This window comes from Bacillus sp. FJAT-27001 (assembly GCF_019039175.1).
GTDB lineage: Bacteria > Bacillota > Bacilli > Bacillales > Bacillaceae > Bacillus > Bacillus velezensis.
Genome location: NZ_JAHOAA010000008.1, coordinates 94,149 through 107,982, shown reverse-complemented (window position 1 = coordinate 107,982; position 13,834 = coordinate 94,149). Strand labels below are relative to the sequence as shown.

9 protein-coding genes are annotated in these 13,834 nt (G+C 48.0%); 5 read left to right on the top strand and 4 right to left on the bottom strand.

The window, feature by feature from the left end:
* The first annotated feature begins 2 nt into the window (after positions 1-2).
* The 3 genes from BGM27_RS18275 (at position 3) to BGM27_RS18265 (ending at position 2,372) form a co-directional block, all read left to right on the top strand.
* Positions 3-437, top strand: coding sequence for an RDD family protein (locus BGM27_RS18275; RefSeq protein ID WP_007409358.1), 435 nt, complete (start codon positions 3-5; stop codon positions 435-437).
* 116 nt (positions 438-553) lie between these two features.
* On the top strand, positions 554-832 hold the full coding sequence (locus tag BGM27_RS18270; protein ID WP_263612330.1) for a YckD family protein: 279 nt from the start codon (positions 554-556) through the stop codon (positions 830-832).
* Positions 833-935: 103 nt separating this feature from the next.
* The gene (locus BGM27_RS18265; RefSeq protein WP_007409356.1) at positions 936-2,372 is read left to right on the top strand and encodes a glycoside hydrolase family 1 protein; all 1,437 of its coding nucleotides are present in this window, start codon (positions 936-938) and stop codon (positions 2,370-2,372) included.
* Between the two features lie 40 nt (positions 2,373-2,412).
* Here the strand turns inward: BGM27_RS18265 and comJ are convergent, their stop codons facing one another.
* The 4 genes from comJ to hxlA form a co-directional block, all read right to left on the bottom strand.
* The gene (gene comJ, locus BGM27_RS18260; RefSeq protein ID WP_007409355.1) at positions 2,413-2,811 is read right to left on the bottom strand and encodes a competence protein ComJ; all 399 of its coding nucleotides are present in this window, start codon (positions 2,809-2,811) and stop codon (positions 2,413-2,415) included.
* Positions 2,812-2,831: 20 nt separating this feature from the next.
* Positions 2,832-3,269 carry a NucA/NucB deoxyribonuclease domain-containing protein gene (locus BGM27_RS18255; protein WP_003156588.1) on the bottom strand — a complete coding sequence of 146 codons (438 nt, stop codon included), beginning with the start codon at positions 3,267-3,269 and terminating at the stop codon, positions 2,832-2,834.
* Between the two features lie 356 nt (positions 3,270-3,625).
* Positions 3,626-4,183 (bottom strand): 6-phospho-3-hexuloisomerase, encoded by a 558-nt coding sequence (hxlB, locus tag BGM27_RS18250; protein WP_007409354.1) that lies wholly within the window; start codon positions 4,181-4,183, stop codon positions 3,626-3,628.
* Positions 4,180-4,815 carry a 3-hexulose-6-phosphate synthase gene (gene hxlA, locus BGM27_RS18245; RefSeq protein ID WP_007409353.1) on the bottom strand — a complete coding sequence of 212 codons (636 nt, stop codon included), beginning with the start codon at positions 4,813-4,815 and terminating at the stop codon, positions 4,180-4,182. The genes hxlB and hxlA overlap by 4 nt, the downstream gene beginning before the upstream one ends.
* 230 nt (positions 4,816-5,045) lie before the next feature.
* Here hxlA and hxlR point away from each other — a divergent pair, with 230 nt between their 5' ends.
* A complete protein-coding gene (hxlR, locus tag BGM27_RS18240) occupies positions 5,046-5,408 on the top strand; it encodes a transcriptional activator HxlR (protein ID WP_007409352.1) in 363 nt (120 codons plus the stop codon).
* Positions 5,409-5,999: 591 nt separating this feature from the next.
* A partial coding sequence (srfAA, locus tag BGM27_RS18235; RefSeq protein WP_217031338.1) for a surfactin non-ribosomal peptide synthetase SrfAA occupies positions 6,000-13,834 on the top strand: 7,835 nt, incomplete at its 3' end.

The window sequence follows — 13,834 nt, the reverse complement described above, 5'->3', positions numbered from 1 at the left end:
CGATGAATATTTACAGACCGGCGGGATTTTGGATCAGATTGGGAGCCGTGGTACTCGACTATTTAATTACTTCAGTGCCTTTGGCGATTATTTTTATGCTGGCAACAGGAAAAGATCCGAATGAGAGCACAATGATCAGCATCATTTTGACTCTTTATGCTATTTTGCTCCCTGTATACTGGAACGGTTATGTTATCGGCAAAAAGATTTGCGGTATCCGCATCGTCAAAAAAGACGGCACTCAGGTAGGCTTCCTCACTATGATTTTGAGAGTGCTTGTGGGCGGCCTGATATATGGCGTGACGTTTGGAATCGGTGTGATCGTGAGCGCATTCATGGTCGGAATGAGAGAAGACAGACGGTCAATCCACGATTTTGTAGCGGGAACGTATGTCACATACGCGCTGCCGGACGAATCGATTGAAAAGAGCGAATAATTTCGCTCTTTTTTTGCATAAAAAATGGATGAGGGAGCAACATATAACAAACGTTAAAGGAGGAAAGAGTCATGAAAAAAGCTGCATTGTCTTTAGCTGCGTTTTTCATTACAGCAATGGTTTTCACAATGCCGGCACACGCCGCCGGAACAAAAATGCCTTCAACCATGTCACTCACGGAACAGCAGAAAAAAGAAATTGAATCACTTGAAAAAGAAGTGCTCGAAAAACGAAAACATGTCATATCCAAATATGTTGAGTACGGGGTCCTGCCGAAAGAAAAAGCAGAACATATTAAACAGCATATGGACAGGCGCTTTAACATGATGAAACAAAATGGGTTTGTCCCGAAGCCTCCGCCTCATAAATTGGAAAAGCGGCATCATCATTCTTAAGCATCCGGCAAGCCGGATGCTTTTTTGTTTTTATCGGGATTGCTCTGAAACGCGTTTCATAACGTATGATATCAATATCATACGCATCAGGAGGATGAGACACATGATACATAAAAAACAGGGCCTGTTCCCTGATACATTTCTATGGGGGTCAGCCTCGGCTGCCTATCAGGTTGAAGGAGCCTGGAATAAAGACGGTAAAGGACCTTCAGTATGGGACTTATTCACGAAAATACCGGGTAAAACGTTTAAAGGCTCAAATGGCGATACAGCAGTCGGCCATTATGAGCGTTATAAAGAAGATATCGCCTTGATGGCAGAAATGGGTTTGAAAGCTTACCGCTTTTCTGTCAGCTGGCCGAGAATTTTTCCGAATGGCAGAGGGGAAATCAACGAATCAGGGATCGCATTTTACGAAGACCTGATCGATGAATTGATTTCTAACGATATTGAGCCGGTGCTGACTCTTTATCATTGGGACTTGCCTCAGGCGCTGATGGATGAATACGGCGGCTTTGAATCAAGAAAAATTATTGATGATTTTAATAATTACTGCATTGCGTTATACAAAAGATTCGCCGGCAAGGTGAAATACTGGGTCACGTTAAATGAGCAGAATTATAATTTTCATAACGGGTTTATTACAGCTGCACATCCGCCCGGCGTAAAGGACAGAAAACGATTTTATGAAGCCAATCATATCGCATTTTTAGCTAATGCCAAAGCGATTGAATCCTTCAGACAATATGTTCCTGGCGGCATGATCGGCCCGAGCTTCGCTTATTCACCGGCTTATCCGCTTACAAGTCACCCTGAAGACATAACTGCATTTGAAAACGCAGAGGAATTTATGAACCATTGGTGGCTTGATATGTATTGCCGGGGGACTTATCCGCAAATTCCTTTCAATTATTTAAAGGAAAAGGGCTGGGCGCCCGCCATTGAAGCCGGGGATATGGAATTGCTTGCAAAAGGCAAGCCGGATTTTATCGGTGTTAATTATTATCAGACGATTACGTACGAAAGAAATCCTCTTGATGGTGTATCGGAGGGGAAAATGAACACGACTGGTCAGAAAGGGACAAACCAGGATACCGGTATACCGGGTCTGTTTAAAACGAAAAAGAATCCGAACCTCGTGACGAGTAATTGGGATTGGACGATTGACCCGATAGGTCTGCGCATCGGCCTCCGGCGTATAACGAGCCGCTATGAGCTGCCGGTTTTTATAACAGAAAACGGGCTGGGGGAATTCGATAAAATAGAAGAAGACGGCTCAATTCAGGATGACTACAGAATTGACTATTTACGCTCCCATCTTGAACAGTGCAGAGAGGCCATTAGTGACGGAGTTCATCTCATCGGCTACTGCAGCTGGTCATTCACGGATCTATTAAGCTGGCTGAACGGCTATCAAAAACGCTACGGTTTTGTCTATATCAATCGAGATGAAGAAGATGAAAAGGATTTGAAACGGATCAGGAAAAAAAGTTTTTATTGGTACCAGAATGTAATTGAAACAAACGGTAAAAGTTTATAAAAGTTCCCTGAGAGAAATAAGATTCTCTCAGGGCTTTCTTTTACATTGCGGCTGCATCAATAATATACGTATCCGCATGAAGATCGGATATTTCGGCAGGCACTGAATAACAGGTAAGGCTGTATCGGCCTTTCGGAATATGAAAGAAAAGCCGCTTTGACATCACGCTTTCAATCTCAATTCCATCTTTTACAGCCTCAAAGGGAACATCTGCTTTTTTCTCATAGGATGGTACCGGTTCACTTGTGTTAAGCCTGAGGACGATAAATGCCCTCGTATTTCTCCTTGCCTCAAATGAAACAGCTCCGTCAGCTTCCGCATATCCTTTTTCAATGGCTTCATCGGTCCAATCGATAACAGGCGGTTCTGAATCTTTTTGGAAGATTGTAAATTGATGATAAGAAATGGCCAGTTCTTGCGGTTTCCATGATTTATTCAATGCGCTGTTCCTCCTGTTTTTTACTTGATTTTAAATAATACTCTCGTTCCGTCGGGATCATTGGTAAGCTGGTGTCCGACCCAAGAGCCGGCTCCGCGGTTGTCTGCCGGAGAAATATATTCTACGGAGGCATTATTTCCGCCCTGTTTACAAACCGCCATCGGCCATTCATCTCTATCGTATCCCGTTTTGACGGGCACATGTTTAAGAGATTGCTCACGCCGCTTATGTACTCCGTCTCTGTCAATGGTGCATATGCTGGAATGTCCTTCTTTTATCGCGTCCTTAATATGCTTTGCTGTTTCCGGATATCGATCGGACGGAAATAGGATTACTTTGTCGTAATCACTCTTCTGAACGGTCTGCTCGTTATCTGAGAAAAGATCACCCTTGATCAGGGCCGCGACTGCTCCGGCAATGATGATAAGAACAAGCAGCAGTGCTTTTAATGTTTTCAAGAGTATCAATCACCTCCAGTTTTAATTGCTGTAAAGCTGGTCCAAGAATAAAGCAGAATCGGCCGGCTGTAAAGCTGTTAAAATATATTTCTCAGCCGCAATTCAGCTGAATATCTGTAAAACCATCCGCACAAATCAACTTTATTCATTAAAAATTAATCAGAAAGTGTTTTTTGCAGTTTCCCTATTCAGAAATGAACGGTTGCGGGTGTATCGTCAATTGACTTATTATAGCGATAAGCTCACCGGCAGGATATCTTCGTCTGCGAGTGTCCGACCCGAAAACCTTGGTCTGCATGACCGTGCGCAACAAGACGATAAAAAGACGGCCATCTGATAAGAAGGCCGTCAGCAAATCATTCCAGATTCGCATGCTTTGTAAACATGTCTGCTGAATTCAATTCTTTTTTCTCCATGATTTTTAGAATAACCGCATCGTAAAACAGCAGAAGAGTTTGTTCGAATAAAGAACCCATCGGCTGAATCGTCTTTCTGTCTCCGCCGGTCTCTTCCTTAGGAGAGCCGGGAATCGTTATTGTAAGATCCGCAAGTTTGCCGAGACTTGAGTCGGGGTTAATCGTTAATGCAGTGATGATGCCGTTAAGGCTTTTGGCTTTTTCAGCCGTATGAAGCAGACTTTTTGTTTCGCCTGAGCCTGAGCCGATGATGACGAGACCGCCTTCTTGGAGGGGAGGGGTAAGCGTCTCACCGACGATGTAAGCGTTCAGACCGATGTGCATCATCCTCATGGCGAACGCTTTAGCCATAAAGCCGGAACGTCCCGCTCCGGACGTGAAGATTTGATCTGCCGATAAAATCTGATCCGCAAGCTTGTCAGCTTCACTGTCGGATATTAATGCTGCGGTGCGGGATATTTCATTTAGTATTTCATGTAAGTATTCAGTCGTTTTCATGATCCTTGTGTGATCAGCTGTTTCATTTTAGCAGCAGCATCCGCTTTATTGTCAGCTCCCGTAATGCCTCCGCCGACAATGATTAAATCTGGGTTTTGTTTGATGGCTTCAGGAAGTGTATCAAGTTTAATGCCTCCGGCAATTGCGGTTTTAGCGCTCTTGACCGCTTTTTTAATCGCCGTCAGTTCCTCGAATGAATTTTTTCCTTCTGCTTGAAGATCATAACCTGTGTGAACACAAATATAATCAACACCGAGTTGGTCAATTTCTTTTGCCCGTGTTTCAAGGTTTTTTACGTTAATCATGTCGACGAGGATTTTTTTCTGCTGTTTTTTTGCTTCGGCAACCGCCCCTTTGATCGTTGAGTCGTCTGTCGCTCCTAAAACGGTGATGATGTCGGCTCCCGCTTCTGCCGCTTTCATGATCTCGTAGCCGCCTGCATCCATGATTTTAAGATCGGCAAGCACTTTCAAGTGAGGAAAGGCTGATTTCATTTCCTGTACGGCTTTTAGGCCTTCATTAATGACAACGGGAGTGCCGATTTCTACAACATCTATATATTGTTCGACCTCTTTCACAAGTTCAATTGCTTCCGGGGTATTCACTAAGTCTAATGCCAGCTGTAATTCCACTTTATATCCACTCCTCTTTTTATGTATTTTCATTCTATAGAGTGCCCCGCATGTTGAGAAGTACGCACTTTGAAGTCTAATAGTTACTTTGAGGATACTGTCCCCGCAGGCAATGCGCTTTGTTTCAGCAAAACTGCGTGGTAGTATAAACTGATGAAAGTTGTGTGAAAAAGTAAGCGTGTATGAATAGATGATGACCGTACAAAAAGTAAGAGGAAGGAGCATTGTCCGTGAGCCGAATGGATGAGAAAACGTTTAATTGCGAAAAGGAATTGACGCTTGCCGTGATAGGCGGGAAGTGGAAAATGCTGATTATGTGGCACTTGGGAAAAGAAGGGACGAAGCGGTTTAATGAGCTGAAAGCTTTAATTCCGGATATTACGCACAAAATTCTTGTGAATCAGCTCAGGGAGCTGGAGCAGGATCTGATCGTTCACAGGGAAGTTTACCCTGTCGTCCCTCCGAAAGTGGAGTATTCTTTAACGGCGCAAGGAGAAAGCCTTATGCCGATTCTGGACGCCATGTATAAGTGGGGAAAAGATTATATGGAATTAATCAACATTGATAAAACTGCAATAAAGGAATCTTTTTGAAGTGCTCTATGTAAAATAGAGTGCTTTTTTTGCGGTTTAATGAAATCATATTGCGAACATTCGGACCGTCTGTTTCGGTTCTTGCGCTGTTTTTTCCGGGTCAGCTTACGTACGTAAATTTTTTTCATTCTGCCATAACTGGATATTCGACAGATTTTCATTATAGTTTAAAGATTTTTAATTTTACGTAAATAATATTTTTGAAAATAAATTGCGGGATGCCGCAAAATACCCTCTGAATTCGTCGGATTTTTTTTCGGTGTGCCGCATGAAACTTTTCACCCATTTTTCGGTGATAAAAACAATATTTTCATATAAAGTGAACGTAAGTAGATATATAGAAATACATGCAGAAATAGGTAAACCTTTCGTGCTTACAATCAATGGCTTTTTGTCTTGATTTCTCATAAATTTGATGCCGCATTTCGGACTGCGCGGGTGAACGGATGACGGATTTCGGCGGTGATTGAATCGGGATCGTTTTTGGAGGTAAGTGGTTCTTTTGGCTTGAGAATGAGTTAGGGACATAGAGGTAGGCTGTTTCTAAGGGAGAATTGACATCTTTATCTTAAAAAGGGGAGGCGCACACATATGGAAATAACTTTTTATCCTTTAACAAATGCTCAAAAACGTATCTGGTATACAGAAAAATTCTATCCGAACACAAGTATTTCAAATCTTGCCGGGTTCGGGAAACTCATTTCTGAAGACGGCGTACAGGCTCATTACGTTGAGAAAGCGATACAGGAATTCGTCCGGCGGTATGAGTCGATGAGAATACGTCTGCGGCTTGATGATGAGGGGGAGCCCGTTCAATATGTGAGCGAATACCGTCCGCTCTCTATCGGGCACACAGATATCAGGCAAGCCGGCTGCTCTGCGGACGAGCTGTCAAAATGGGGGCGTGAAGAAGCTGGCAAGCCTCTGGCGTTATATGATCAGGATTTATTCCGTTTTTCCGTGCACACGATCAGTGAAAATGAGGTCTGGTTTTACGCTAATGTGCATCACATTATTTCAGACGGGATTTCCATGACGATTCTGGGCAATGCGATTACCGATATTTATTTGGAGCTCTCAGGCGGAGCAAGTGAGGAACAGACGGAGATTCCTTCTTTTATCGAGCACGTGCTGACAGAGCAGGAATATGTGCAGTCGAAGCGGTTTAAAAAGGATCGGGATTTTTGGAACGGGCAGTTTGAGACCGTGCCGGAGCTTGTGTCCCTGAAACGGAGCCAGGCAGATGCGGGTCTTGATGCAAAACGGTTTTCTCAAGAAATTCCTCACGACTTATATGGCCGCATTCATTCATTCTGCGAGGAGCATAAAGTCAGCGTACTATCTCTGTTCCAGTCAGCTCTGATCACTTATCTCTACAAAGTGACCGGCCGGGATGACGTTGTCACGGGTACGTTTATGGGAAACCGGACGAATGCGAAAGAAAAGCAGATGCTCGGGATGTTCGTATCTACGGTGCCTGTGCGGACAAGTGTTGACGGAGGACAGTCGTTCTTGGAATTCGTTAAAGGCCGGATGAAGGATCTGATGAAAATTCTCCGCCACCAAAAGTATCCGTATAACCTGCTTGTCAATGATTTGCGCGCTTCGAAAAGTTCGCTGAGCAGATTGTTTACGGTGGCTCTGGAGTACCAGGTGATGCAGTGGCAGAAAAAAGAGAATCTGTCCTTCCTGACAGACCCTATTTTCAGCGGAAGCGGTACAAATGATATTTCAATTCATGTGAAGGAACGATGGGACACCGGGAAATTGACGATTGATTTTGACTATCGCAGCGACATTTTCAAGGGGGAAGAGATTGAATCTGTTTCTGAACGTTTGATCACGCTGATTGAAGATGCGATTTCATCTCCTGATCGCATAATTGATGAACTTACTCTTCTTTCTGAATCCGAGAAAGAGCGGCTGCTGAAACGGGCCTCCGGCAATCCGGTGAATTACCGCGGAGAGATGACGATACCGGGGCTGTTTGAAGAGAAAGTGAAGTCACTGTCTGACAAACCCGCGGTTGTGTATGAAGGCCGAACATTGTCCTATCGCACATTGCATGAACAGTCAGGCCGTATCGCCGGACGCCTTCTTCAAGCCGGGATATCAGCCGATTCTCCTGTCGCGGTGCTGCTTGGCCGTTCTGAGCGTGTCATTGCGGCAATATTGGGAATTTTGAAAGCGGGCGGCGCCTATGTGCCGATAGATCCTGACTTTCCGGCGGATCGGATTCAGTACATTTTGGAGGACAGCGGAGCGAAGGCTGTTCTGACGGAGGCCGGAATACAGGCGCCTGCAGCGGATGCCGAACGGATTGATTTTGACGAGGCTGTTCAGTATGAGACGGCTGCGGACGGTGTCAGCACACAATCAGACCGGCTGGCTTACATCATCTACACGTCAGGTACAACGGGGCGGCCGAAAGGCGTGATGATTGAGCACCGGCAAGTTCATCATCTGGTGCAATCACTGCAGCAGGAGATTTATCAATGCGGTGAGCAGACATTAAGAATGGCGCTTTTGGCTCCGTTTCATTTTGATGCGTCCGTCAAACAGATTTTTGCCTCGCTTCTTTTGGGACAGACGCTTTATATCGTGCCGAAAACGACTGTAACGAATGGCTCGGCACTGCTGGACTATTATCGTCAAAACCGGATTGAAGCCACTGACGGAACGCCTGCGCATCTGCAGATGATGGCTGCGGCGGGAGATGTCAGCGGAATTGAATTGCGCCACATGCTCATTGGGGGAGAGGGTCTGTCCGCGGCTGTTGCTGAACAGCTGATGACGCTCTTTCATCAATCGGGCAGGACGCCGCGTCTGACGAATGTCTACGGGCCGACAGAAACGTGCGTAGATGCGTCCGTGCATCAGATGTCTGCGGATAACGGAATGAATCAACAGGCGGCGTACGTTCCGATCGGAAAACCGCTCGGCAACGCCCGTCTGTATATATTGGATAAGCACCAGCGGCTTCAGCCCGACGGCACGGCCGGTGAGCTGTATATCGCGGGTGACGGTGTAGGCCGCGGCTATTTAAATCTTCCGGATTTGACCGCAGAGAAGTTTTTGCAGGACCCGTTTAACGGAAGCGGCCGCATGTACCGCACGGGTGATATGGCGCGCTGGCTGCCGGACGGGACGATCGAATATATCGGCCGTGAAGATGATCAGGTGAAAGTCCGCGGCTACCGCATTGAGCTGGGAGAAATTGAAACGGTGCTCAGAAAAGCCCCGGGCGCGGCGCAGGCCGTCGTGCTGGCACGGCCGGATCAGCAGGGCAGCTTAGATGTCTGCGCATATATCGTTCAGGAAAAAGGAACCGAGTTTCACCCTGCCGAGTACAGGGAGTATGTGTCCAAGCACCTTCCTGATTACATGGTGCCCGCTTACTTTACAAAAACGGACGAAATTCCGCTCACGCCGAGCGGGAAGGCGGACCGCAAAAAGCTGTTTGCGCTTGATGTGCAGGCTGTCAGCTCATCTGAATATGCCGCGCCAAGAAATGAAACGGAGGAAACACTTGCCGTCATCTGGCAGGAAGTTCTCGGAATGGACAAGGCGGGCATTTATGATCATTTCTTCGAGTCAGGCGGTCATTCATTAAAGGCAATGACGCTTCTGACGAAAATTCATAAGCAAATGGGCGTTGATATTCCGCTGCAATACTTGTTTGAGCATCCGACGATTGCGGCGCTTGCCGATTATGCGGAAAACCGAAACGAAGGACCGGCATTCAGTGCAATTGAGCCGGCTGAGAAGCAGGCGAGCTATCCGCTTTCGCTCGCTCAGCAGCGGACTTATATCGCAAGCCAATTTGAAGACGCGGGAGTCGGATATAACATGCCGGCTGCGGCCATGATTGAGGGCGCTTTAGACCGTGAAAAGCTTGAGCGTGCATTTTCTGCCTTAATCAGCAGGCATGAAGCGCTCAGAACATCGTTTCAATCAGAGGACGGCACGCCGAGACAAGTGATTGGCGAGCATGTTCCGTTTCATATTGAAATGATCGAAGCGCGCGGAAGAACGAATGAACAGGTCATGAAGGACTTTGTGCGCCGTTTTGATTTATCTGAGGCGCCGCTGTTCAGAATCGGCCTGCAAACGCTCGGTCACAATCGCCATATGCTGCTGTTTGATATGCATCACCTGATTTCTGACGGGGTGTCTATTTCCATCATGCTGAAGGAACTGGCTGACATCTACGGCGGAAATCAGCTGCCTGAATTGCGCATTCAATATAAAGATTATGCCGTATGGCAGGCGGAACGGGCGAAAGAAGGCTACAAGAAGGAGCGGGCGTACTGGAAAGAAGTCTTCAGCGGAGAACTGCCGGTGCTTCAGCTGCTCCCTGATTATCCGCGGCCGCAGGTGCAAAGCTTTGAAGGTGACCGCGTGTCCGCCAAGCTGCCGAAAATGCTGCGGGAACGGCTGCGGAAGCTTGCGGAGAAAAACGGAGCCACCCTTTACATGGTGCTGTTATCAGCATACTATACGCTGCTTTCTAAGTATTCGGGACAGGAAGACATCATCGTGGGAACACCGTCAGCGGGAAGAAATCACTCCGATACCGAGGGGCTTATCGGGATGTTTGTCAACACGCTTGCGCTGCGAAGCTCCGTGAAGCAGGATCAGACATTTGCCGGCTTGTTAGGTCATGTGCGCAAGCAGGTGCTGGATGCGTTTTCTCATCAGGATTATCCGTTTGAGTGGCTGACCGAGGAGCTGAACGTGCCCCGGGACATGAGCAGGCATCCGATATTTGACACGATGTTCAGTCTGCAAAATGCTTCGGACGGAATTGCGGAGATCGGTAATCTGACGCTGTCTCTTCATGAAACAAACTTCAATATCGCCAAATTCGACCTGACCATGCAGGCTCGGGAAACAGCGGAAGGCATTGCGCTTGATTTGGATTATTGCACGAAGCTGTTTAAGCGCTCAACTGCGGATCGCATGCTTGCGCACTATGTCCGTCTGCTGGAAAGCGCGGCAGCTCAGCCGGATGCGAAAATCAGCGAATATGATCTGCTTTCTGAACGGGAGGCTTTGAATCAATTACAGCGGTTCAACCCGGAACGCACGGTATACCCGAAAGATCAAACGATCGTGCAGATCTTTGAAGAACAAGTCCGAAAGAACCCTGACCGGACGGCTCTACAGTTCGAAGGGGAAACCCTGTCGTATCAGCAGCTGAATGAACGCGCCAACATGCTTGCGCGGCATATTCTTTCGGTCGGAGGCGGCGGAAAAACCGCGGCTGTTCTGTGTGAACGGTCAATGGATATGATTGTTTCCATTATGGCTGTGTTAAAAGCGGGGTCCGCCTATGTGCCGATTGATCCTGAGCATCCGGTTCAGCGGATTCAGCATTTCTTCCGCGACAGCGGGGCGAATGTGCTCCTGACTCAGCAAAGCCTCAAGCCGCTTGCGGAAAAGGCCGGTTTTCAAGGCGTCATTGTGCTTGCTGATGATGAGGCGAGCTATGAAAAGGACTCTCACAATCCAGCATTGCCGTTTGATTCCAAAACGATTGCCAATCTCACTTATACATCAGGCACGACGGGAACGCCGAAAGGAAACATCGTCACACATGCCAACATTTTGCGGACGGTAAAAAACACGAACTATTTGACTGTTTCTGAAGAGGACACAGTGCTCGGTCTGTCAAACTACGTTTTTGACGCTTTTATGTTTGATATGTTCGGTTCGCTGTTAAACGGTGCAAAGCTTGTGATCGTCCCGAAAGATACCGTGCTGGATATGTCACGCCTGTCCCGTGTGATCAAACGGGAGAACGTCAGCATTCTGATGATTACGACGGCCCTGTTCCACCTGCTTGTTGATATGGAGCCGTCCTGTCTGACGACGCTTCGGAAAATCATGTTCGGGGGCGAAAGAGCGTCTGTAGAACATGTCAAAAAGGCGCTTGCGGCAGTCGGAAAAGGAAGACTGCTTCATATGTACGGTCCGTCAGAAAGCACGGTGTTTGCGACATACCATCCGGTGGATGTCATTGAAGAGGATACGCTCTCCGTTCCGATCGGGAAACCGGTCAGCAATACGGAAGTCTTCATCATGAACTCAGCCGGACGCATTCAGCCGGCGGGTATCGCGGGAGAGCTGTGCGTCAGCGGGGAAGGACTCGTAGAAGGCTACTACAACCGTCCTGAACTGACGGAAGAAAAATTTGTAAAGCATCCGTTTAAGGAAGGTGAACGGATGTATAAAACGGGCGACTTGGCCAGATGGCTTCCGAATGGCGATATCGAGTTTATCGGACGTATCGACCATCAGGTGAAAATCCGCGGTCAGCGGATTGAGCTTGGCGAAATTGAGCATCAGCTTCAAAGTCATGACCAGATTCAGGAATGCATTGTGCTCGCTGTGGATCAGGGCGCGGGTGACAAACTTCTTTGCGCGTATGTTGTCGGCCTCAGGGAAATCTCTTCCCGGGAGCTGAGGGAGCATTCGGCGAAGGATCTTCCGGCTTATATGATTCCGTCCGTCTTTATTCAATTGGATGAACTGCCTCTTACAGGGAACGGAAAAATCGACAGGCGGGCGCTGCCAATGCCGGATGTGACCGCAGCGAATGCCGTGTCATATACGGCGCCGCGCAATGAAACAGAACAAAAACTGGCGGATATTTGGGCTGAGGTGCTGCAAATGGAGCGGGTCGGCGTCCATGACCAGTTCTTTGAGATCGGGGGCCACTCGTTAGCGGGGATGAAACTGCTGGCCCTTATCCAGAAGACATTCGGCGCGCAGCTTACCTTAAAGGATCTGTTCACTTCTCCGACGGCCGCGGGGCTGGCGCAGCTGATTGAAGGGGCTGAGCGGAAGGCGGCTGAGAGCATCGCACCGGCGGCCGAGCGGGAAACGTATCCGGTTTCTTCACCGCAGAAGCGGATGTTCGTGCTTCAGCAGCTGGAAGGCGCTGAAACAAGCTATAACATGCCGTCTGTGCTCCGCTTAAAAGGAAAGCTTGATGCAGAAAAGCTGAAATCCGTCATGAAACAGCTGACAGAACGCCATGAAGCCTTCAGAACGACATTTGACATACAGGATGGAGAAACGGTTCAGCGCATATGGACGGAAGCTGATATCAACATGGAATATTATGAAGCCTCTGAAGAAGATGCTGAACGGATTATTCAGAGCTTTATCCGGCCGTTCCGCCTGGATCAGCTTCCTCTCGTCAGAACGGGACTGGTCAAGCTGGCTGAACATGACCACCTGCTGCTGTTTGACATGCACCATATCATTTCGGACGGCGCTTCAGTCGGCGTGCTGATAGATGAACTGTCCCGTTTGTATGGCGGTGAAACGCTTGAGCCGCTGCGGATTCATTATAAAGACTATGCGGTATGGCAGCAGAAATTTATTCAATCAGAGCAGTACCGCAAGCAGGAGGAGCATTGGCTTCGGGAGCTTGACGGCGAGCTTCCGGTATTGACGCTGCCGGCTGATTACAGCCGTCCGGCCGTGCAAACCTTTGAAGGAGACAAGCTGGTCTTTTCTCTGACTGAGGAACAGACGTCGGCTCTTCGCAGTCTTGCGAAACAAACGGATTCTACCATGTACATGGTGCTGCTGGCGTCATACAGCGCCTTTCTCTCAAAACTGAGCGGACAGCATGACATCATTGTGGGCTCGCCGGTTGCGGGACGGTCACATGCGGATCTCGCAAACGTCATCGGTGTTTTTGTGAATACACTCGCGCTTCGTACGTATCCGGAAGCGGACAAAGCGTTCACGGACTATCTTAAAGAAGTAAAACAAACCGCTTTACATGCATTTGACGCGCAGGATTATCCGCTTGAAGACCTTCTGCAAAAGGTTGAGGTGCAGCGTGATACGAGCAGAAATCCGCTGTTTGATGCGGTATTCTCAATGCAAAATGCAAATGCGGAAGATCTGGTCATGGAAGGAATTGAGCTGAAGCACCATCCGTTTGACAGAAAAACAGCCAAGTTTGACCTGACAATGACGGCTGAGGACACAGACGAAGGTTTAACGTTTGTGCTTGAATATAACACCGCGCTGTTTAAACCGGAAACGGCAGAGACATGGAAGCATTACTGGCTTCAACTGTTAGAAGCCGCAGCGGAAAATCCGGCTGCGAAGCTTTCTGAGCTTTCATTGGTGAATAAAACAGAAAAACAAGCCCTCCTTGACGCATGGAAAGGAAAAACACTTTCTGTGCCGCGGGACAAAACGGTTCACCGTCTCTTTGAAGAAACGGCCGCCCGCTACGCGAACCGGCCGGCCGCGGCATATAACGGCGCGAAATGGACGTACGGCGAGCTGAACGCAAGGGCGAACCGCATCGCGCGCATTCTCATGGATTGCGGCGTCACGGCTGACGAACGTGTCGGCATTTTGACGAAACCGTCCTTGGAAATGGCCGCGGGCGT